The organism is Klebsiella sp. BIGb0138, from assembly GCF_004342285.1.
GTDB lineage: Bacteria > Pseudomonadota > Gammaproteobacteria > Enterobacterales > Enterobacteriaceae > Klebsiella.
This window is the reverse complement of record NZ_SMCV01000002.1, coordinates 20,420-40,306: the sequence shown is the minus strand read 5'-3', so window position 1 is coordinate 40,306 and position 19,887 is coordinate 20,420. Positions and strand designations below refer to the sequence as shown.

Annotated in this window: 19 protein-coding genes; 10 read left to right on the top strand and 9 right to left on the bottom strand. The window is 59.7% G+C overall.

What is annotated here, in order from left to right:
- Position 1 precedes the first annotated feature (1 nt).
- From sapD to EDF73_RS04580, 7 genes are all read right to left on the bottom strand, one after another.
- A complete protein-coding gene (gene sapD / locus EDF73_RS04610) occupies positions 2 to 994 on the bottom strand; it encodes a putrescine export ABC transporter ATP-binding protein SapD (RefSeq protein ID WP_132726411.1) in 993 nt (330 codons plus the stop codon).
- Positions 994 to 1,884, bottom strand: coding sequence for a putrescine export ABC transporter permease SapC (gene sapC, locus EDF73_RS04605; RefSeq protein WP_132726408.1), 891 nt, complete (start codon positions 1,882 to 1,884; stop codon positions 994 to 996). The genes sapD and sapC overlap by 1 nt, the downstream gene beginning before the upstream one ends.
- Positions 1,871 to 2,836 carry a putrescine export ABC transporter permease SapB gene (gene sapB / locus EDF73_RS04600; RefSeq protein WP_132726406.1) on the bottom strand — a complete coding sequence of 322 codons (966 nt, stop codon included), beginning with the start codon at positions 2,834 to 2,836 and terminating at the stop codon, positions 1,871 to 1,873. The genes sapC and sapB overlap by 14 nt, the downstream gene beginning before the upstream one ends.
- Positions 2,833 to 4,476 carry an ABC transporter substrate-binding protein SapA gene (sapA, locus tag EDF73_RS04595; RefSeq protein WP_132726403.1) on the bottom strand — a complete coding sequence of 548 codons (1,644 nt, stop codon included), beginning with the start codon at positions 4,474 to 4,476 and terminating at the stop codon, positions 2,833 to 2,835. The genes sapB and sapA overlap by 4 nt, the downstream gene beginning before the upstream one ends.
- A gap of 400 nt (positions 4,477 to 4,876) precedes the next feature.
- Entirely contained in the window at positions 4,877 to 5,161 is a 285-nt protein-coding gene (locus EDF73_RS04590) for a hypothetical protein (RefSeq protein ID WP_132726400.1), read from the bottom strand.
- 170 nt (positions 5,162 to 5,331) lie between these two features.
- On the bottom strand, positions 5,332 to 5,646 hold the full coding sequence (locus tag EDF73_RS04585) for a PTS cellobiose transporter subunit IIB (RefSeq protein WP_132726398.1): 315 nt from the start codon (positions 5,644 to 5,646) through the stop codon (positions 5,332 to 5,334).
- A gap of 143 nt (positions 5,647 to 5,789) precedes the next feature.
- Entirely contained in the window at positions 5,790 to 6,680 is an 891-nt protein-coding gene (locus tag EDF73_RS04580) for an SDR family oxidoreductase (RefSeq protein WP_132726395.1), read from the bottom strand.
- A 97-nt stretch (positions 6,681 to 6,777) separates the two neighbouring features.
- On the opposite strand from EDF73_RS04580, the gene EDF73_RS04575 reads away from it, so the two are divergent.
- Positions 6,778 to 7,641, top strand: coding sequence for a helix-turn-helix transcriptional regulator (locus EDF73_RS04575; RefSeq protein WP_132726392.1), 864 nt, complete (start codon positions 6,778 to 6,780; stop codon positions 7,639 to 7,641).
- Here the strand turns inward: EDF73_RS04575 and EDF73_RS04570 are convergent.
- The gene (locus EDF73_RS04570) at positions 7,622 to 9,931 is read right to left on the bottom strand and encodes a helix-turn-helix domain-containing protein (protein ID WP_132726390.1); all 2,310 of its coding nucleotides are present in this window, start codon (positions 9,929 to 9,931) and stop codon (positions 7,622 to 7,624) included. The two genes, EDF73_RS04575 and EDF73_RS04570, sit on opposite strands and share 20 nt — an antisense overlap.
- 172 nt (positions 9,932 to 10,103) lie before the next feature.
- Here EDF73_RS04570 and EDF73_RS04565 point away from each other — a divergent pair, with 172 nt between their 5' ends.
- Entirely contained in the window at positions 10,104 to 11,273 is a 1,170-nt protein-coding gene (locus EDF73_RS04565) for a M20 aminoacylase family protein (RefSeq protein WP_132726387.1), read from the top strand.
- Between the two features lie 26 nt (positions 11,274 to 11,299).
- Positions 11,300 to 12,691 carry an MFS transporter gene (locus EDF73_RS04560; RefSeq protein ID WP_132726384.1) on the top strand — a complete coding sequence of 464 codons (1,392 nt, stop codon included), beginning with the start codon at positions 11,300 to 11,302 and terminating at the stop codon, positions 12,689 to 12,691.
- On the opposite strand, the gene pspF is transcribed toward EDF73_RS04560, so the two are convergent.
- Complete coding sequence (gene pspF, locus EDF73_RS04555) at positions 12,682 to 13,668, bottom strand: phage shock protein operon transcriptional activator (protein WP_165905646.1); 987 nt, start codon at positions 13,666 to 13,668, stop codon at positions 12,682 to 12,684. The two genes, EDF73_RS04560 and pspF, sit on opposite strands and share 10 nt — an antisense overlap.
- A gap of 162 nt (positions 13,669 to 13,830) precedes the next feature.
- Here pspF and pspA point away from each other — a divergent pair, with 162 nt between their 5' ends.
- From pspA to tyrR, 7 genes are all read left to right on the top strand, one after another.
- The gene (gene pspA, locus EDF73_RS04550) at positions 13,831 to 14,496 is read left to right on the top strand and encodes a phage shock protein PspA (RefSeq protein WP_132726379.1); all 666 of its coding nucleotides are present in this window, start codon (positions 13,831 to 13,833) and stop codon (positions 14,494 to 14,496) included.
- A 139-nt stretch (positions 14,497 to 14,635) separates the two neighbouring features.
- On the top strand, positions 14,636 to 14,860 hold the full coding sequence (gene pspB, locus EDF73_RS04545; RefSeq protein ID WP_132726376.1) for an envelope stress response membrane protein PspB: 225 nt from the start codon (positions 14,636 to 14,638) through the stop codon (positions 14,858 to 14,860).
- A complete protein-coding gene (gene pspC, locus EDF73_RS04540) occupies positions 14,860 to 15,219 on the top strand; it encodes an envelope stress response membrane protein PspC (RefSeq protein WP_132726373.1) in 360 nt (119 codons plus the stop codon). The genes pspB and pspC overlap by 1 nt, the downstream gene beginning before the upstream one ends.
- Positions 15,220 to 15,238: 19 nt before the next feature.
- Positions 15,239 to 15,457, top strand: a complete 219-nt coding sequence (gene pspD, locus EDF73_RS04535) for a phage shock protein PspD (protein ID WP_132726370.1) — start codon at positions 15,239 to 15,241, stop codon at positions 15,455 to 15,457.
- 204 nt (positions 15,458 to 15,661) lie between these two features.
- Complete coding sequence (locus EDF73_RS04530; protein WP_132726367.1) at positions 15,662 to 17,059, top strand: YcjX family protein; 1,398 nt, start codon at positions 15,662 to 15,664, stop codon at positions 17,057 to 17,059.
- On the top strand, positions 17,056 to 18,117 hold the full coding sequence (locus EDF73_RS04525) for a YcjF family protein (RefSeq protein WP_132726364.1): 1,062 nt from the start codon (positions 17,056 to 17,058) through the stop codon (positions 18,115 to 18,117). The genes EDF73_RS04530 and EDF73_RS04525 overlap by 4 nt, the downstream gene beginning before the upstream one ends.
- A gap of 198 nt (positions 18,118 to 18,315) precedes the next feature.
- The gene (gene tyrR, locus EDF73_RS04520; protein ID WP_132726361.1) at positions 18,316 to 19,857 is read left to right on the top strand and encodes a transcriptional regulator TyrR; all 1,542 of its coding nucleotides are present in this window, start codon (positions 18,316 to 18,318) and stop codon (positions 19,855 to 19,857) included.
- Positions 19,858 to 19,887: the final 30 nt, after the last annotated feature.

Below are 19,887 nucleotides of genomic sequence, written 5' to 3'. Positions count from 1 at the left end.
TTCACTCTTTCTCCATGTTCAGCGGGAAATGACAGGCGAACAAATGCGTTCTGGCGCCGGTCAGGCGCGGCGTTTCGATACACTCGCGCTGAGCGTACGGGCAGCGCGGCCCGAGGCGACAGCCGATCGGCAGTTGCTCAAGCAGCGGGATGGCCCCCGGCAGGGTATTCAGGCGGCTTTTATGCGGCAAGGCGCTGCCAAAATCGGGGATTGCGCGGATTAATGCCTGGGTATAGGGATGGTGCGGCGTGGTCACCAGCTCCTCGCTGGGGGCCGTCTCCACCGTTTGTCCGCAGTACATGACGTTGATTTTATTCGCCCATTTACTGAGCATTTGCATATCGTGACTGATCAGCAAAATGGTGGTGTTGTTGTTCTGGTTCAACCGGGTGAGCAGGCGGATAATTTGCGCCTGCGTCGTTGGTTCCATGGCGTTGGTCGGCTCGTCGGCGATCAGCAGACGCGGCTGGTTGGCGAGGGCGATGGCAATCATCACCTTCTGGCACTCCCCGTCGGTTAATTCGTAGGGGAAACTGCGCATGGCATCTTTGTGATCCTTGATGCCAACGCGGTGCAGCAGCTCGATCGCCCGGCGTTTGCGCCAGCCCACGCGCTGCCACCAGCGGCCCTTAAAGGTCCAGCCGGGGATATTCTGCGTTAACTGCAGGCCGATACGCTCGGAAGGGTCGAGACAGGACTGCGGCTCCTGGAAAATCATCGACACGTTGTGGCCAATCAGCTTACGACGTTCGCGATTGGAGAGACGCAGCAGGTCGATATCATCGAAGCGCATGCGGTCGGCGGTGACCCGCCAGTTGTCTTTGGTGACGCCGCAGATCGCTTTGGCGATTAAGCTCTTACCGGAGCCGGACTCGCCCACCAGCCCGCGAATTTCGCCTTCCGCGAGGGTCAGGCTGACGCGATCGACGGCTTTGACCCACCCTTCGTTGGTTTTAAATTCAATGGTTAAATTGCGAATATCGAGTAACGGCATTATTCCACCCCGGCGATAATTGCGCGGCGGATACCGTCGCCCAGCAAATTGACCAACAGGACGCTGATCATAATCGCCGCCCCGGGCAGCATCACCGTCCACGGCGCCACGTAAATCAGCTCCAGCGCGTCGCCCAGCATCGCGCCCCATTCCGGAGAGGGAAGCTGGGCCCCGAGGTCGAGGAAGCCGAGGGCGGCGATATCGAGGATCGCCATCGACAGCGCGCGGGTTATTTCGGTCACCAGCCCGGAGGCGATATTCGGCAGGACCGCAAACCACAGAATATTCAGGGTGGTTGCGCCGTCGAGGCGGGCGGCGATCACGTACTCTTTTTCCAGTTCGTCATGCACCATGCTATAGACCGAACGCACGATACGCGGCAGCAGCGCCAGCCAGACGGCGAACATTGCATGGCCCAGGTTCGGCCCGGCAAAGGCGACGACGATAATCGCCAGCAGCAGCGACGGAATCGACAGCAGGGTATCGAGAATATGGTTCAGCATCGCGGAGAGCAGGCCGTGCGTCGACCCGGCAATGACCCCGAGCGCCAGCCCGAACAGCGTGGCGGCGAAAGTGACGACAAAAGCGCCGCCCACCGTGGGGGCCGCGCCGCTCAGCAGGCGGCTCAGAACATCGCGCCCAAGATCGTCGGTCCCGAGGAAGAAGGACACTTCACCATAGCGCGACCACGACGGCGGCAGCAGCTGGTAGCCAAGAAACTGCTGATCGATACCATAAGGGGCAAACCAACTGCCGCAGATGCACAGCAGCACCAGACCGGCGCAGCCGTACAGACCGATCATCGCGGTGGTATCGCCGTAGAATTTCCGCCATACGGTACGCAGCGCTCCCGGCGGGCGCTTTTCCAGATAAACGCTATCGTAGGGCATACCATTCCTTATGTTTCAACGGGTTAGCCATGGCGCCCAGAATATCTGATATCACGTTCACGGTAATAACCAGCGCACCGATAACCATCACTCCTGCCGAGATAGCGGCATAGTCCTGCTGGCGGATCGCGTTGATCAGCCAGCGGCCCAGCCCCGGCCAGCTGAAGACCATTTCGGTGATCATCGCCAGGGTCAGCATGGTCGAAAACTGCAGCCCAAGACGCGGGATAACCGGCGGCAGGGCGTTGTGCAGGACGTGGCGATGTAAAATCGTCCGCCGCGAAACGCCGCGGGTGGCGGCGGCTTTGACGTAGTTGGTGTCATACACTTCGCTGGTGCTGATGCGCATCAGGCGGATCACTTCGGTGGTCGGCGCGACGGCCAGCGTCAGTACCGGCAGCACCATATGGCGCACGGCGCTGACGATCATTTCATGGCGCCACGGCGAGTCGGAGAGCCAGGCGTCAATCAGCGCAAAACCGGTGACCGTTTTCACCTCGTACAGCAGATCGAAGCGCCCGGAGACCGGGAACCAGCCGAGAGTCAGGGAGAAAAACAGCGTCAGCAGCAGCGCCAGCCAGAAAACGGGGATCGAAAAACCGAGTAGCGCCAGAGCGCTGATCAGGGTATCGGGCCATTTGTTGCGCATGATGCCCGCCAGCATACCGACGGGGATGCCAATCAGCAGCGCAAAGCCAAACGCGAGGATACACAGCTCCATGGTCGCCGGGAAAACCTCTTTTAGCTGCTCTGCAATCAGCTGGCCGTTAATGCTGGAGACGCCGAAATCCCAGTGCAGCAGTCCGCTGAACCAGAACTGCCAGGCGTTCCATAACGAGGCGCCCTGCAGCGGAGCGTGCGGGGTAAAATAGCTCAGGCTGAAGCCGACAAAGGTCAGGAAAAAGAGCGTGACCAGCAGCAGCAGCAGGCGGCGGAGGGTAAAAATAATCATGGTTTTTTCACCTCGTCTTTTTTCTCCCGCGAGACGCCCGCAAAGGAGGCGTTGCCAAACGGACTCAGGATCAGACCTTTCATATCGTAGCGATAGGCCTGCAGACGCAGCGAAGAGGCCAGCGGCAGCACCGGCAGCTCGCGGGCGAGAATATGCTGCGCCTCTTTATAGGCATCGATGCGCGAAGCCAGCTGCTGGGAGCGCAATGCCTTTTGCAGCACCTCATCGAATTCCCGGTTACACCAGTGGGCGAAGTTGGTTTGCGAGGCAATGGCCGCGCAGCTCAGCAGCGGGCGGAAAAAGCTATCCGGATCGTTACTGTCCGTTGCCCAACCGGAAAGCGTCAGATCGTGGTTCATATCCATCAATCGGGCCTCCTGGAAGCGACCCTCTACCGGCACGATAATGACCTTCACGCCAATCTGCGCCATATCCGCCTGAATCAGCTCGGCGGTCTTCAGCGGGCTGGGGTTCCAGGCCTGGGAGCTGGTAGGGACCCACAGCTTAAGCGTCAGTTTTTCCAGCCCCAGCGCTTTAAGCCGGGCGCGGGCTTCCGCCGGGTTGTATTCGGTAATTTTAGCCTCGTTATCGTAGGCCCAGGAGGCGCGCGGTAGCATCGAGGCGGCGGTTTCTGCCGTACCGTAATAAATGGACTGCATCAGACGCTGGTTATTGATGGCCAGCGCCAGCGCATGGCGCACTTCCGGTTTATCCAGCGGCGGTCTGGCGGTGTTGAATGCCAGCCAGGCGATATTCATCCCCGGGCGCAGCGTCAGGCGCAGGCGCGGATCGTCACGCAAAATCGTCAACTGGCTGGCGGCGGGCCAGGCCAGAACGTCGCACTCCCCGGTCAGCAGCTTCGACAGGCGGCCGGTCCCCCCGGAACCCAGATCCACCACCACCTGCGGCATCAGCGGCTTACCGCGCCAGTAGCCCGGATGGCGCTGCAGACGCACGTACTGGCCGGCACGGTACTCCTCCAGCTGGAACGGACCGGTTCCCACCGGCTGGCGGTCAAGTAGCTCCTGACGATCGGTTTTGCTGAGCTGCGCGCCATATTCAGCGGACATCACCGAGGCGTAGTGGGTCGCCAGGTGCCAGAGGAACGAGGCATCCGGGCGTTTCAGGCGAAACTCGACGGTTTGATTATCCAGCTTGCGCACGCTTTCAACGCTGTCGGCGAACTGCAAACTGTCGAAATAGGGGAAGCTGCTGCCGTTGACGCTATGCCACGGGTCGTCACGGTTAAAAATACGACTGAAGGTGAAAATCACATCGTCGGCATTAAAAGCGCGGGTGGGTTTAAACCATGACGTCGACTGAAAGGGCACGTGGCTACGCAGATGGAAGCGGTAGGTGGCGCCGTTATCCAGTACCTCCCAGCTTTCGGCCAGTTCAGGCACCAGACGATAGGTATACGGGTCGACATCCAGCAGCCGATCGTACAGCTGGGCGGCTAAAGTATCGACAATCAGACCGCTGCTGACTTTTTGCGGGTTAAAGGTATTCACCTGACCGTTAACGCAGTAAACAAAGCCGCTATCGCGAATATCGGCATTCGCGGGTAGCGTGGGCGCGGCGATAGCCTGTCCACACAGCAGGGCTGCCGCTGCCAGGAGAGAGGATAATTTCAGGCGCATAATGTTTTTATGGTTATAGAGCAATGCTCTATCTTATTAATATTCAATGACATATTCCATCACCTTAAACGCTCACAGGAACAATGCAGTCGACTGCTACGCAATTGCGCTACTCCAGCGCTGCGCATTCATCGCGCATAACTACTTCGAGTATACCTCGGAAAGCCAGCAGGTGTTTTTATCCGCCATCCCTCTGAATAAACGTACAAAGCTTGCACCAGCGCAAGGCGGAACGATCGTGATGCTTCATCGGGGGCGACGGATTGATATTCATCAAAGACCTGAGGGTATGCTGCTCTTTTAGACGTTTCTCAGCCTGTTTATGCGGCGTGGAGCGGATAATGAAACATGGTATCTTTTTATTGCCGGTTTCTCCAGTTAGCTGTTTATTCCCCGGCGCTTACAGCGGAAGTAAGCGGTTATAACGGGCAATATAGTCTTTGGGGGTAATTTCGATCTCACTGCCGCCGTGATGGGTGGCGACAAACGTTCGTAGCACCATGCCGCTGCGTTTCTCGCTAATTTTCCAGCCCTGCTCGCGATAGGCATCGCGGGTTGAACGGATACATAAATCAGAGAAAATCATCATTACCGAGAGGGCGGGAGAACGATGGCTTTTCATGGTATGGGTCAAACTGACGTGTGCCGCATAGCGACTAAGAGTATGAATATTAACCGGAATCATGTGCGTTTTCAGTCCATTGAACGATGATGGCGCAGACTATAATTCACATTGGCACATCTTACCAGTTACAAATTATTAACTATCACGGGACCCTGGCGCGGCAATACAATGCGGGCCGGTGACCGGAGGCGAGCCCGCATTGCCCGGCAAATTCACCGCGACATGGGGTGTCAGGTGAGCGAATGAGACATCCGCGACAGAGCAAACTTCAGCACCTTATCACCATCAAATGAGGCATAGGGTAAGCTTTCAACGACCGCAATTTGCTGGTCATGGGTTAATGCCTGAGTAAGTTCATTGATTTTGTATTGAATATGCGGCGCAACCAACAGGCCGTGGTAGGCCGGGAGCACGCTCAGGACATTTTCCAGACCCACGGCGCTGATTAACAGATTCACCCCCTGGGCATCCGCTATTTTTTGCATTTTCTTCGCCAGGATGGTCGCTGTTTCGCCAGACAAGCAGCATATCAGTAATTTTTTCACGGTTTGATCCTCGATGGAGTTCCGTGTCTACAGTATGCCGCCTCAGGCGGGGAAAATACGTCCTGCATCAAGGTTGTTGCACATTCCCGCGGGTAATAAAAAAAGTGCCGCCGCGCCAGGTGGCCGCACTTTTTGTGACGACGTCACTTTTTATAATGGCCGTTTCGCAGATCGTCAAGCAGCTGAGGACCGGTCGGCTGCCAGCCAAGCTGCTGGCGGGTCCAGGCGGATGTTGCCCGCAGATCCATCCCGGCAAAGGCGGCAAACCAACCGAAATGCACCGCGGCCTCTTCGCTCGTCAGGGATTGCAGAGGGAGGTGGAGCTTTTCCGCCACGACCTCGGCGATGCGCAAAGAGGCGATGGCTTCTTCATCAACGGCATGATAGCGCATGCCGGTTTCTCCCAGCTCCAGCACCCGACGGTACAGTTCCGCCACATCGCTGACGTGCGCCGCCGACCAGCAGTTGCTACCGTCACCGACGACCGCCACGATCCCTTTTTCAGCCGCATGTTCAATGTAGTAGCTCAATAATCCCTGACGGGTGGTGCCATGAACCTGAGGCAACCGTACCACCCGCACATCGACACCGGCCTCCAGTAGCTGATTGCCGGCCAGCTCGGAGGCGGCGCGCGGGTTAGGGTGCGCGGAGTTAAAGTGCCGTTCGCTGGCGGGCTGCCCGTTGCCCGTATCGCCCATGGCGGTCCCTGAGGTGATGAGCAGCGGGCGGCGGCTGCCTTTCAGCGCCTCACCGATCGCGAGAATGACCCGGCGGTCCTTGTCGCAGTTCGCCACAAAGCGGCTGAAATCATGATCGAAGGCCGTATGGATAACCGCATCGCTGGCCTCAACCGCCGCCAGCAGCGAGTCGGGAGCCTCCAGCGTACCGCGCTGCACCTCGGCGCCCGCCGCCTGCAGCGCGAGGGCGCTGGCATCTGAACGGGCCAGGCCGGTGACCTGATGCCCGGCGGCCCGCAGTTCGCTGAGAATGCGTGAGCCGATAAAACCGGTCGCACCGGTGAGAAAAATTCGCATGATCTACCTCCAGAATGAGTATCCAGGCTATGGTAGTCTTATCGGGATACTATAAAAGTAGAGACATTATCAGGGTATAAATACTAACAGGCTGACGATGACTGACTCTTCAACACATGCACTTGGTGAATTTTTGCGGGCGCGACGCGGGCGACTCGACCCGGCAACGTTCGGCTTTCAGCCCGGCCGTCGGCGCACGCCCGGGCTACGGCGTGAAGAGGTGGCCCAGCTGGCGAACATCAGCCCGACCTGGTACACCTGGCTGGAGCAGGGACGCGGGGGCGCGCCGTCGCGGGAGGTGCTGGGGCGTATTGCCAGCGGCCTGCGGCTGACCACGCCGGAACGCGATCATCTGTTTATTCTGGCATTTGGTCATCCTCCGGAAACCCGGCTGATTGTCTCGGATGATATTACCCCGCGGTTACAGCGGGTTATCGATGCGTTTCCCGTGCCGGCGATCGTCAAAACCGCCACCTGGGACGTTATTGCGTGGAACCATGCCGCGGCCCGTGTGCTGACGGATTACGCCCAGCTGCCGCTGGCGGAGCGCAATATCCTGCGCCGCCTGTTTACCGATAGCCAGGCGCGGAGCGTGCTGGAAGACTGGCAGTCCGTAGCGCGCCTTATTGTCAGCGCCTTTCGCGCCGATGTGGCGCGGGTGGGTAACTCGCCCGATACCGAACGACTGATCGCTGAGCTTTCGGGCCAGAGCGCGGAATTTGGCACCTTCTGGCGGAGCAACGATGTTGCCGGGCATGGCGAAGGCTTTAAGCGGATGCAGCACCCGCAGATCGGTATGATTGAGCTGGAGTTTTCCACCTTTGCCGTTGAAGGGCGCCCGGATCTCAACATGCTGGTCTTTAATCCGGCCAGCGAAGAGAGCCGGATTAAAATTCAGGCGTGGGTGAATCAACCCACGCCCACCTGCGCAGATGATGCCGTTATCCATTCAGCGGGGTGAACTCATACAGCGCCAGGGCGTTACTCTCCAGCGAGTCGACGATCTGCCAGCGGGTATCCGGCCTCTCCTCTGAGACGCTCAGGTCCGGCCTGGCCTTGTGCATTAGCCATTGATAACCCTCCTCGTCCGGGCCGCTGTGGCTGCGAAAGGCTTCAAAGAGCGGGAATAACGCCCCGTGGTGCCGATCGAACAGATGCTGCTTAATCCGCCAGCGTCCCGCTTCAAGACCGGACAGCTGAATGCTGTAGGGCTGACTGAAACGCTGGATAAAGGCCTCTTCGCTGGAGAGCCAGGGGTTGAACACCACCGTATTGCGTAACAGCAACTGATAGTGCCCGTTGTGGCGCAACAGCAGCAGGTTTTTATCATTGACCAGCACTTCCCCCCGCAGCCGTCGCCATAGCCACAGTACCCAGTAAACCGGGCGCGGCAGGCCGTGGAGATAGTGCAGCGCGAGGCTTGAGGTGTCCAGTTTGCCGTTAGCGCGGGCTTCGCCCTGCAGACCCGAGTTGAGCCAGAACCCGGCCAGCCACACCTGATCCGCCAGCCCCAGCAGGTTATCCATCAGCAGCGCGCCGCGGAAGAAGCGGCCGTTGGTGTCGCGGGTGTCGCCGGTCAGGGTGTTCCACGAGAGCAGCCACAGGGGAAGGGTCAGCTGACGCTGGCGCAGGGCGCTGTGGATCTGGCGTAGTTTATGCACCGGGTAGTTTTCGCTTGCGGCCAGCTTACTGCTATCCAGCTGAGCGAGATCCAGTAGTTCGTTGGCGTCGGCCTGGCAGGCGAGGAAATCGGCTTCGCCAGGAATCGGCGATTGCAGCAGGGGATCGTCGTCAATGGCGTTTTCCGGGAAGCGATGCCAGACCCCCAGCTGCGGCTGCGGCAACGAGGCCCGCAGGACCTCGCGCTGCTGCCGCCAGGCGTGCTGGCGCGCCTCTTCGCTGGCCTGCGGCGACCAGTGCCAGACAAACCGCCAGCTGGCGAGGGTTGCCGCAGGGAAATGGTCAGCGGCGAGGCGGAGAAAGCGCTGTAGCAAATCGCAGCGGGTGGTGATCCCGGTATGCAGAATCACCCCCCAGCCCATTTTCGCCAGCCAGCTGAAAATGTGCTGCAGATTATACCAGCAGGCGTAGCCCGCCATCTGCGGATCGTCCCAGCCGGTGGCGAACAGCCGGCTGCTGAGAAAGGGATCGTGGATATCAATGGCGTAGACCGGCAGCGTTTCGTGCAGCCGTTCCAGTTCGTGACGGACATCTTCTCGTAGTAAATCATCCAGTTCACGCACCGTTACCACCATGCGGGTATGGCGTAACGACGCCGCGCGGGCAGGGAGCTGGCGCAGGTCAATCTGGCGGGTCTGCTGCGGGCTCAGCGGCGGCGGCGGGTTGTCCCAGCCGCTGCTCTCCGGTTCATTCAACCGGGCGTACAGACGCTCGACGGCGACCGGCAGCCAGACCTCGGCCCGGCTGGCGCGCGGACGCGCGGCCTCAAGGACAACCTGCGGATGCTGCTGGCGGAACTGGCGCGGCGTTAACCCATGCAGGCGTTTAAACAGGTCGCTCATAATGCGGGTACTGGCAAACCCGTGTTCCAGGGCAATCTGCTGTACCGGTTTACGGGTGGCGATGAGCTGCCCGGCCGCCTTGTTCAGGCGTAACGCGGTGAGATACTGCATAAAGCTCATGCCGACCTCTTTGCGAAACAGACGCGACAGCCAGGCTTCGGAGACCAGTTCCGCTGCGGCGATTTCATGCAGCGAGAGCCGACGCTGGTAGCTGGCGTCGATGCGCGCCACCACCCGGGTAATACGGCGGCTCCAGCTATCCGCCCCGCGCCGGGGGCCGGAGGCAATGGGCTGGCTGAAGCGGGTGGCCAGCAGCAGGGCTATTTCGCTGAGCCAGCGGTTAGCCTCCAGGCGATAGCGGGCCTGGTGATTAACCAGTTCAACGACTAACAGCTGGCGCATCAGGCGGCGCAGATTGGCATCGGCGTCGCGCGTTTCGGCGCTAACCCGGTAGTCGACGGTAAAAAAATCGCCGTCGAGGCGCGTCAGCCAGCCGCCGGAAAGGGTCAGCAGCATGACCGCGTTGGCGGCTGACGCGTGCAGGCTCCAGCGATGGTGGCGGTTGACTATCGTCAGTTCGTCCGGCGATAGCCGCTGTTTCAGGTCGCCGTCGTGCAGCTCAAGCTGGCCTTCGAGAACCCACAGCAGCGTCAGCGCATCGCTCTCCGGCTGACTGTAGTGACGAATGTCGCGCACCGCGACGCCAAAATCCCCTGAATGGTGCTCCACCGTGGTCTCCTCTGCAGGACAAAAAATAACAGGTTATTTTTTGTCATAACCGATTTGTATGAAAAACACTCATTAATAATCCGTCAATATAAAACAAAAAACAGCACTTTAAAGCCAATAAGGCAGCATAAACTCGAAAGTGTCGCGCAAACACAACAAAGGGATAACAAAAATGACGCATCCACTTATTGAGGCATTACAGGTTAATGAAGAGCAGTTTATTGCCCTGCGCCGCCGCTTCCATCAGCAGCCGGAGATCGGCTTCGAAGAACATAAAACCAGCGATGAAGTCGCCCGTCTGCTGAGCGAATGGGGCTATGACGTACATCGCGGTCTGGCGGGGACCGGGGTGGTCGGGACCTTAAAGGTGGGCAACGGCGAACGTCGTCTCGGCCTGCGGGCGGACATGGACGCCTTACCGATGCAGGAAGCGAGCGGCAAAGCCTGGGCCAGCCTGGTCGATGGCCGTTTTCATGGCTGCGGTCATGACGGGCATACCACCACGCTGCTGTACGCCGCGGAGTATCTGGCGCGCACGCGTCAGTTTAACGGCACGCTGCATCTGATTTTTCAGCCTGCCGAAGAGCTGCTGTACGGCGGCCGGGTGATGGTGGAAGACGGGCTATTCGATCAATTCCCCTGCGATACCCTTTTCGGCCTGCACAATATGCCGGGACAGGCGCTGGGCAAAATTGGCCTGCGCGACGGCGCGATGATGGCCTCCTCGGATACCCTGCATATTGAAGTAAAAGGCATAGGCGGCCACGGCGCGGTGCCGGAACATACCGTCGACGCCACGCTGGTGGCCTGCCATATCACCCTCGCACTGCAATCTATCGTCTCGCGCAATATCACGCCATTTGAGGCGGCGGTGGTCACCGTCGGCAGTATTCAGGCCGGGCATGCGCCGAACATCATTAACGATAAGGTGCTGATGAAGCTGACGGTACGCACCCTGAACGAGCAGGTGCGCGAGACGGTCCTGCAGCGGATCCACGATATTGCCGTCGCCCAGGCGGAAAGCTTTAACGCCAGCGCCACGTTGACCCACGTTAACGGCAGCCCGGTGCTCAGAAACGATCCCGTCGCCAATGAGATGGTGCGTAGCGTGGCGACGGCGCTGTTCGGCGCGGAGCTGGTGGGTGAGGTGAAACCGTTTATGGGCAGCGAAGATTTTGCCTTTATGCTCGAGCATAATCCCAACGGTTGCTACTTCACTATCGGCGCCGGGGACGAGGCGGAGCGCTGCATGGTGCATAACCCCGGATACGATTTTAACGACCGGATCCTGCTCAAGGGCGCGGCGCTGTGGTGCGCCCTGACAGAACATTATCTGCGTTAACCATCCGCAACGGGGAGGATCGAATAATGAGTTCCGTATCTCTGGCCGAATCACCGTTTGTGGGCACCGACCGCCTGCTGGCGGGAATTGTTTTGAGCGTTTTGACCTTCTGGCTGTTTGCCCAGTCGGTGATTAATGTCGTTCCGGCGATGAAAAGCAGCCTGGATATTTCCCTCGAGACGCTGACGTTAGCCGTTAGCCTGAGCGCCTTATTCAGCGGCTGCTTTGTGGTCGCCAGCGGCGGGCTGGCGGATAAGTTTGGCCGCATGCGTATGACCCATATCGGCTTGCTGTTAAGTATTATCGGCAGCGCGCTGCTGGTGCTGGCCCAGGGGCCAGGGCTGTTTCTGACCGGGCGCGTTTTGCAGGGGCTGTCGGCGGCCTGCATCATGCCGGCGACCCTGGCGCTGATTAAAACGTGGTATGAAGGCAAGGCGCGGCAGCGCGCGGTAAGCTTCTGGGTCATCGGCTCGTGGGGCGGCAGCGGTTTGTGTTCCTTCGTTGGCGGCGCGATCGCGACCGGCCTCGGCTGGCGCTGGATCTTTGTTTTTTCGATCGCCGTCGCGCTGGCGGCTCTGCTGCTGCTCCGCGGCACGCCGGAAAGCCGCAGCCAAAGCGCCCAGCGGCAGAAGCTGGATATCAGCGGCCTGTTGAGCCTGATTATTTCGCTGGTACTGTTGAATCTGTTTATCAGTAAAGGGCACGGCTGGGGCTGGAGCAGCGGCCTGTCGCTGACGATGCTTGCCGGTTCGCTGCTGTCGGCGAGCTATTTTATCCGCAGCGGGTTGCGCAAAGGGGACGCGGCGCTGATCGATTTTGCCCTGTTTCGTAACCGGGCCTACGGTGCCGCCGTGCTGTCGAACTTTATGCTCAACGGCGCGATCGGCACGATGATGATCGCCAGCATCTGGCTACAGAAGGGGCACAATATGAGCCCGCTGGAAACCGGAGTGATGACCCTGGGATATCTGGTCACCGTGCTGGCGATGATCCGGGTCGGGGAAAAGCTGCTGCAGCGTTACGGGGCCCGGCTGCCGATGATGACCGGACCGGTGGTTACCGCCGTCGCGATCCTGTTTATCTCCTGTACCTTTCTTGATAAGTCGGTCTACATCGTGACGGTGTTTCTCAGCAACGTGCTGTTTGGCCTCGGGCTGGGCTGCTATGCCACTCCGTCGACGGATACCGCGGTTTCCAACGCGCCGGAAAGCAAAATCGGCGTTGCTTCAGGTGTTTACAAGATGGGCAGCTCGCTGGGCGGGGCGATGGGCATTGCGGTGACGGCGTCACTTTTTGCGCTATTTTTACCCCTCGGTATGGCCAGCGCGGCGCAGTATGCGCTGTGGTTTAACGCGGCGCTGTGCCTGGGGGCGATGGTGGTCAGCGCCCTGATGCTGCCGCGTACGCCTCAGAGCTGATGCTTTTTCAGCAGCGCCCGCAGCTGGTGGTAGGTTAACCCGAGCAAATCTGCCGCCTGTTTCTGATTGTACTTCGCCTGCTGGAGGCTGGCCTGCAGCAGGCTTTTTTCTTGCCGGAGCTGGAAGGCGCGCAGATCCAGCGGCAACGCTGGCTCGTCCGGGACGGCGACAGCGGCAGGCGCTGGCTGTTGCTGATGAAAAGGGTTGATGATGATGTTATCCAGTTCGCTGTCGCTGGTGCCGTGGCGATAGACGGAGCGCTCCACCACGTTTTTTAGCTCGCGAATGTTGCCCGGCCAGCGGTAGCCGAGCAGCGTCTGCGTGGCGCGCTCGCTGAAGCCCGGGAACAGCGGCAGCCCAAGTTCCCGGCACATCTGGATGGCGAACTGATTCGCCAGCAGCATGATGTCGCTCTGTCGTTCGCGCAGCGGCGGCAGGTGTACCACGTCAAACGCCAGGCGGTCGAGCAGGTCGGCGCGAAATTGGCCCGCAGCCACCATCTGCGGCAGGTCGGCATTGGTCGCACACACCAGCCGCACGTTGACCTGTAGCGGCTGACTGCCGCCGACGCGCTCCAGTTCGCCATATTCAATCACCCGCAGCAGCTTTTCCTGCACCAGCATCGGCGCCGTCGCCAGTTCATCCAGAAACAGCGTGCCGCCGTCGGCGCGCTCAAACCGCCCCGGATGGCGTTTGCTGGCGCCGGTAAATGCCCCGGCCTCATGGCCAAACAGTTCAGTATCGAGCAGGTTTTCATTCAGCGCCGCGCAGTTGAGAGAGATGAACGGTCCCTGCCAGCGCGATGAGAGAAAGTGCAGACGATTGGCGATAAGCTCTTTACCGGTGCCGCGTTCGCCGATAACCAGCACCGGCTTGTCCAGCGGCGCCAGCCGTGAAACCTGCTCCAGCACCTCGAGAAAGCTGTTGGCTTCGCCGAGCAGGTTATCCTTGTATTCAGCCATGATGAAATTCGCCATTTAGTCGTGTGATTCACCAGGTCACTGTAGCAACCCGCTGTGCAGATAACAACCACATCTTTTAAAATCAACAAGATAAAAAACTGGCACGGGATTTGTATTGGTATCCGCAAGTATCGACGCAGGCCGCGGCCTGATATCAGAACTATGAGGACTTAAATTATGGGTATTTTTTCTCGTTTTGCCGACATCGTGAACGCCAACATCAACTCCCTGCTGGAGAAAGCGGAAGATCCGCAGAAGCTGGTGCGACTGATGATCCAGGAGATGGAGGATACGCTGGTTGAAGTGCGTTCGACCTCGGCGCGCGCGCTGGCGGAAAAGAAACAGCTGAGTCGCCGGATTGAACAAGCGCTGGCCCAGCAGGCCGAGTGGCAGGAAAAAGCCGAGCTGGCGCTGCGCAAAGACAAAGAAGATCTGGCCCGTGCGGCGCTGATCGAAAAACAGAAGCTGACCGATCTCATCGCCAGCCTGGAAAATGAAGCGCAGATGGTTGATGAAACGCTGACCCGGATGAAGAAAGAGATTGGCGAGCTGGAAAACAAACTGAGCGAAACGCGCGCTCGCCAGCAGGCATTGACCCTGCGTCATCAGGCGGCCAGCTCTTCCCGCGACGTTCGTCGTCAGCTGGACAGTGGTAAAATTGATGAAGCAATGGCGCGGTTTGAGTCCTTCGAACGCCGCATCGATCACATGGAAGCCGAGGCGGAAAGCCATGGTTTCGGCAAACAGAAAACGCTGGACCAGCAGTTTGCCGACCTGAAAGCGGACGATGAAATCAGCGCCCAGCTGGCGGCGTTGAAAAGCAAAATGAATCAAAATAACTAATGAAATACGCGCATTCCTTTAGCCGGCGCGGATAAGGCGGTCATCCCGCCAGCGGAGACCGCCACCGACCAGGCAAGCTGAAGGATGACGCGATGCGGCGCTGTCATGCGCCGCCGCTCACTCACTGTAAGGAGTACACATGAGTACGCTTTTTATTGCCATACCCCTGACGCTGTTTGTGCTGTTTGTTTTACCGGTGTGGCTCTGGCTGCATTACAACAACCGCACTGCGAACGGCAGCCTGTCGCAGAATGAACAGCAGCGTTTGTTGCAGTTGACCGATGACGCTAAGCGCATGCGCGAGCGTATTCAGACGCTGGAAGACATTCTGGATGCCGAACATCCGAACTGGAGAGACAAATAATGGGCGGACTGGATCTGAATAAAAAGCTGTGGCGCGTGCCGCAGCGCGGCATGGTCAAGGGCGTCTGCGCCGGGATTGCGCAGTACCTGGATGTGCCGGTCAAACTGGTGCGATTGATTACCGTGCTGGCGATGATTTTTGGCCTGTTTTTCTTTGTGGTGGTGGCGTACATCATCCTGACTTTCGCGCTTGACCCGATGCCGGAAAGCGAACTTTACGGCGAGAAAAGCCCCTCCAGCGGTGAGCTGCTGGCGGAGGCGGACCGCGAGCTGGCGGCCAGTGAACGCCGCCTGCGCGAAATGGAACGTTACGTCACGTCCGATACCTTTACGCTGCGCAGCCGTTTTCGCCAGCTGTAACTGACAACTGAGGTCACGCATGAACATCAATTGGCAGCAGACCGGGCAAAAAGTGAAACCCGGTCTGAAAATCGCGGGTAAGCTGGTTCTGCTGACCGCATTACGTTATGGCCCGGCGGGCGTTGCCGGCTGGGCGGTGAAATCGGTGGCGCGTCGGCCGCTGAAGATGCTGCTGGCGGTGGCCCTTGAGCCGTTGCTCAGCCGTCTGGCGCGCCGTCTTACCCGCAGCATGAAATAAGGCGCCACGGGGAGAGGGCGCGGTATTTTTTGAAAATGGGGTGAGGCGGTATACAAAATGACGGCAGTACAGCGCGCTCTGCGCGAGGATGTCGCGCCGCCGACCACGACGAACTGCCCGCAGAACGACCGCGATATATTCGGCTTATCCTCACCTAATAGCTTATAATCACAGCACTTTCCTTCAACGCATAACGGGATGGCAATGAAGCGACTCAAAACTGAATTCAATGCGCTGGTCAACCGGGGTGTTGACCGGCATTTGCGTCTGGCGGTCACCGGCCTGAGCCGCAGCGGGAAAACCGCCTTTATCACCGCGCTGGTGAATCAACTGCTGAATATTCATTCCGGGGCGCGACTGCCGTTGTTGAGCGCGGCGCGCGAAGAGCGCCTGCTGGGCGTCAAACGCGTTCCGCAGCGTGATTTCGGCATTCCGCGCTTTACCTATGACGAAGGGCTGGCGCAGCTGTATGGGGCGCCGCCGGTCTGGCCGACGCCCACCCGCGGGGTGAGTGAAATCCGTCTGGCGCTGCGCTACCGCTCCAGCGAATCGCTGCTGCGCCACTTTAAAGACACCTCTACCTTGTACCTGGAAATCGTCGATTATCCGGGGGAGTGGCTGCTCGATTTACCGATGCTGGCGCAGGATTATCTCAGCTGGTCGCGACAGATGACCGGTCTGCTGCAGGGGCAGCGTGAAGAGTGGTCCGCGCGCTGGCGTCAGCTGTGCGCAGGCCTGGATCCGCTGGCCCCGGCGGAGGAAAACCGGCTGGCGGAGATCGCCGCCGCGTGGACGGAGTACCTGCACGCCTGCAAACGTGAAGGGCTGCACTTTATTCAGCCGGGGCGCTTTGTGCTGCCCGGCGATATGGCCGGCGCGCCGGCGCTGCAGTTTTTCCCGTGGCCGGATGTTGACGCCATCGGCGAGGCGAAGCTCGCCCAGGCGGATAAACACAGCAACGCCGGAATGCTGCGCGAACGCTTTAAATATTACTGCGAAAAAGTGGTTAAGGGCTTTTACAAAGACCACTTCCTGCGTTTTGACCGCCAGATTGTGCTGGTGGACTGCCTGCAGCCGCTGAACAGCGGGCCGCAGGCCTTCAACGATATGCGTCTGGCGCTGACTCAGCTGATGCAGAGCTTCCATTACGGTCAGCGAACCCTGTTCCGCCGTCTGTTTTCCCCGGTGATCGACAAGCTGCTGTTTGCCGCGACCAAAGCCGACCACGTCACCGTCGATCAGCACGGCAATATGGTTTCCCTGCTGCAACAGCTGATTCAGGACGCCTGGCAAAATGCCGCGTTCGAAGGCATCAGTATGGACTGCCTGGGGCTGGCGTCGATTCAGGCGACGCAGAGCGGGCTGATTGAGGTCAACGGCGAGAAAATCCCCGCCCTGCGCGGCGACCGGCTGAGCGACGGCCAGCCGCTGACTATCTACCCCGGCGAGGTGCCGGCCCGCCTGCCGGGTCAGGCGTTCTGGCAGCAACAGGGGTTCCAGTTTGAGAACTTCCGCCCGCGGGTCATGGACGTTGATAAGCCGCTGCCGCATATTCGCCTGGATGCCGCGCTGGAATTTTTGATTGGAGATAAATTGCGATGAGCGAACCGTTAAAACCGCGTATCGACTTCGACGGACCGCTGGAAGCGGCGAAAATAGATGCGCTAAAATCTGCCCGCGCTTTTGACGACCTGGAGGCGGAAAAGTTTGCCCCGGCGCGGCTCGATGCCCTGGAGGAGGAAGACGGAGCGGCGGAAGCGGTAGTGGAATCGGTACTGCGGCCGAAACGCAGTTTATGGCGTCGGATGGTCAGCGCCGGGCTGGCTATTTTTGGCGTCAGCGTGGTGGCGCAGGGCCTACAGTGGACCCTGAGCGCCTGGCAGACCCAGGACTGGATTGCGCTGGGCGGCTGTGCCGCCGGGGCGCTGATTATCGGCGCCGGCGTGGGCTCGGTCGCCACCGAATGGCGGCGGCTGTGGCGCCTGCGCCAGCGCGCCCATGAGCGCGATGAGGCCCGGGACCTGATGCACAGCCACGCGGTCGGGAAAGGGCGGGCGTTTTGCGAGAAACTGGCGCAGCAGGCCGGCCTGGACCAGGCGCATCCGGCGCTGCAGCGCTGGTACGCGGCGATTCATGAAACGCAGAACGATCGCGAAGTGGTCAGCCTGTATGCGCAGCTGGTGCAGCCGGTGCTGGATGCGCAGGCGCGGCGGGAAATCAGCCGCTCGGCGGCGGAATCAACCCTGATGATCGCCGTCAGCCCGCTGGCGCTGGTGGATATGGCGTTTATCGCCTGGCGTAATTTACGCCTGATCAACCGTATCGCCGCGCTGTACGGCATTGAGCTGGGTTATTACAGTCGTCTGCGCCTGTTCCGCCTGGTGTTGCTCAATATCGCCTTTGCCGGCGCCAGCGAACTGGTACGGGAGGTGGGCATGGACTGGATGTCGCAGGATCTGGCGGCCAGGCTGTCGGCCCGTGCGGCGCAGGGCATCGGCGCCGGGTTACTGACCGCGCGCCTGGGGATTAAAGCGATGGAGCTGTGCCGGCCGCTACCGTGGATCGCCGAGGATAAACCGCGACTGGGGGATTTCCGTCGCGAACTGATCGGCCAGCTGAAAGAGACCCTGCAGAAAAGCAAAGCCAGCGCGGAGAAGTAATTCCGTTTATCGCCGCCGCGGAGAAGCGACGGCTTTTTACTATCCCTGACGCTGAAATGCGTCGCTGAAGGTATAGCTTTACGCCACAACGGCCGTTTTTCCGCCATGCTGTCAATAATTGTTGACAGCTATCTTCACGCCAGCAAATAACTGTCCTATTATTCATCCGTCATTGGCCTTTTTAGGGTGAAAACTCCCATGCGTCTTGAAGTCTTTTGTGAAGACCGTCTTGGTCTGACTCGTGAATTACTCGATTTGCTGGTGCTCCGCGGGATCGATCTGCGCGGCATTGACATTGATCCTGTTGGCCGAATTTATCTCAATTTCGCCGAGCTGGAGTTTGCCAGCTTCAGCAGCCTGATGGCGGAAATCCGTCGTATCTCCGGGGTGACCGACGTGCGTACCGTGCCGTGGATGCCGTCGGAGCGTGAACACCTGGCGCTCAGCGCGCTGCTGGTGGCGATGCCGGAGCCGGTGCTGTCGCTGGATACCAAAGGCAAGGTCGAGCTGGCGAACCCCGCCAGCTGTCAGCTGTTTGCGCAGAGCCAGGAGCGGCTGCGTAATCATCCGGTGGCGCAATTGATTACCGATTTTAACATCCCGCGCTGGCTGGAGAGCGGCCCGCAGGAGTCGCACAGCGAACATGTGGTGGTCAACGGGCAGAACTTCGTCCTGGAGATCACCCCGGTCTATCTGGAAGGCGAACACGGTGAGCGGGTGCTGACCGGAGCGGTGGCGATGCTGCGCTCCACCGTGCGTATGGGCCGTCAGCTGCAAACCATGACGACGCAGGATACCAGCGCCTTCAGCCAAATCCTTGCCGTTGGCCCGAAAATGCGCCATGTCGTCGAGCAGGCCCGCAAGCTGGCGATGCTCAGCGCGCCGCTGCTGATCGTCGGCGACACCGGCACCGGTAAAGATTTGCTCGCCCACGCCTGCCATCTGGCCAGCCCGCGGGCCAGCAAACCCTATCTGGCGCTGAACTGCGGATCCATCCCGGAGGATGCCGTCGAAAGCGAGCTGTTTGGCGATGCCATTCAGGGGAAAAAAGGCTTCTTTGAGCAGGCTAACGGCGGCTCGGTGCTGCTGGATGAAATTGGTGAAATGTCGCCGCGGATGCAGACCAAGCTGCTGCGTTTCCTCAATGACGGCACCTTCCGCCGGGTGGGCGAAGATCACGAGGTTCACGTCGATGTGCGGGTGATCTGCGCGACGCAGAAAAACCTGGTCGAGCTGGTACAGAAGGGGCTGTTCCGCGAGGATCTGTACTATCGCCTCAATGTGCTCACCCTCTACCTGCCGCCGCTACGCGACTGCCCGCAGGATATCATTCCGCTGACTGAGCTGTTTGTCGCCCGCTTTGCCGACGAGCAGGGGATCCCGCGGCCGAAGCTTTCCGCCGATCTCAGTACGGTCCTGACGCGCTATAGCTGGCCCGGCAACGTTCGCCAGCTGAAGAATGCGGTGTATCGGGCGCTGACCCAGCTGGAAGGCTTTGAGATACGGCCGCAGGACATCCTGTTGCCGGACCACGATGTCGCCTCGTTACCGGTCGGCGAAGAGGCGATGGAGGGGTCGCTGGACGATATTACCCGCCGCTTCGAGCGCTCGGTGCTCACCCAGCTGTACCGCAGCTTCCCCAGCACGCGCAAGCTGGCCCGGCGCCTCGGAGTATCGCATACCGCGATTGCCAACAAGCTGCGCGAATATGGCCTGAGCCAGAAGAAAGGCGAAGAGTAGTTCTCCCCACCGGCTGCGCCCGCGGCCGGT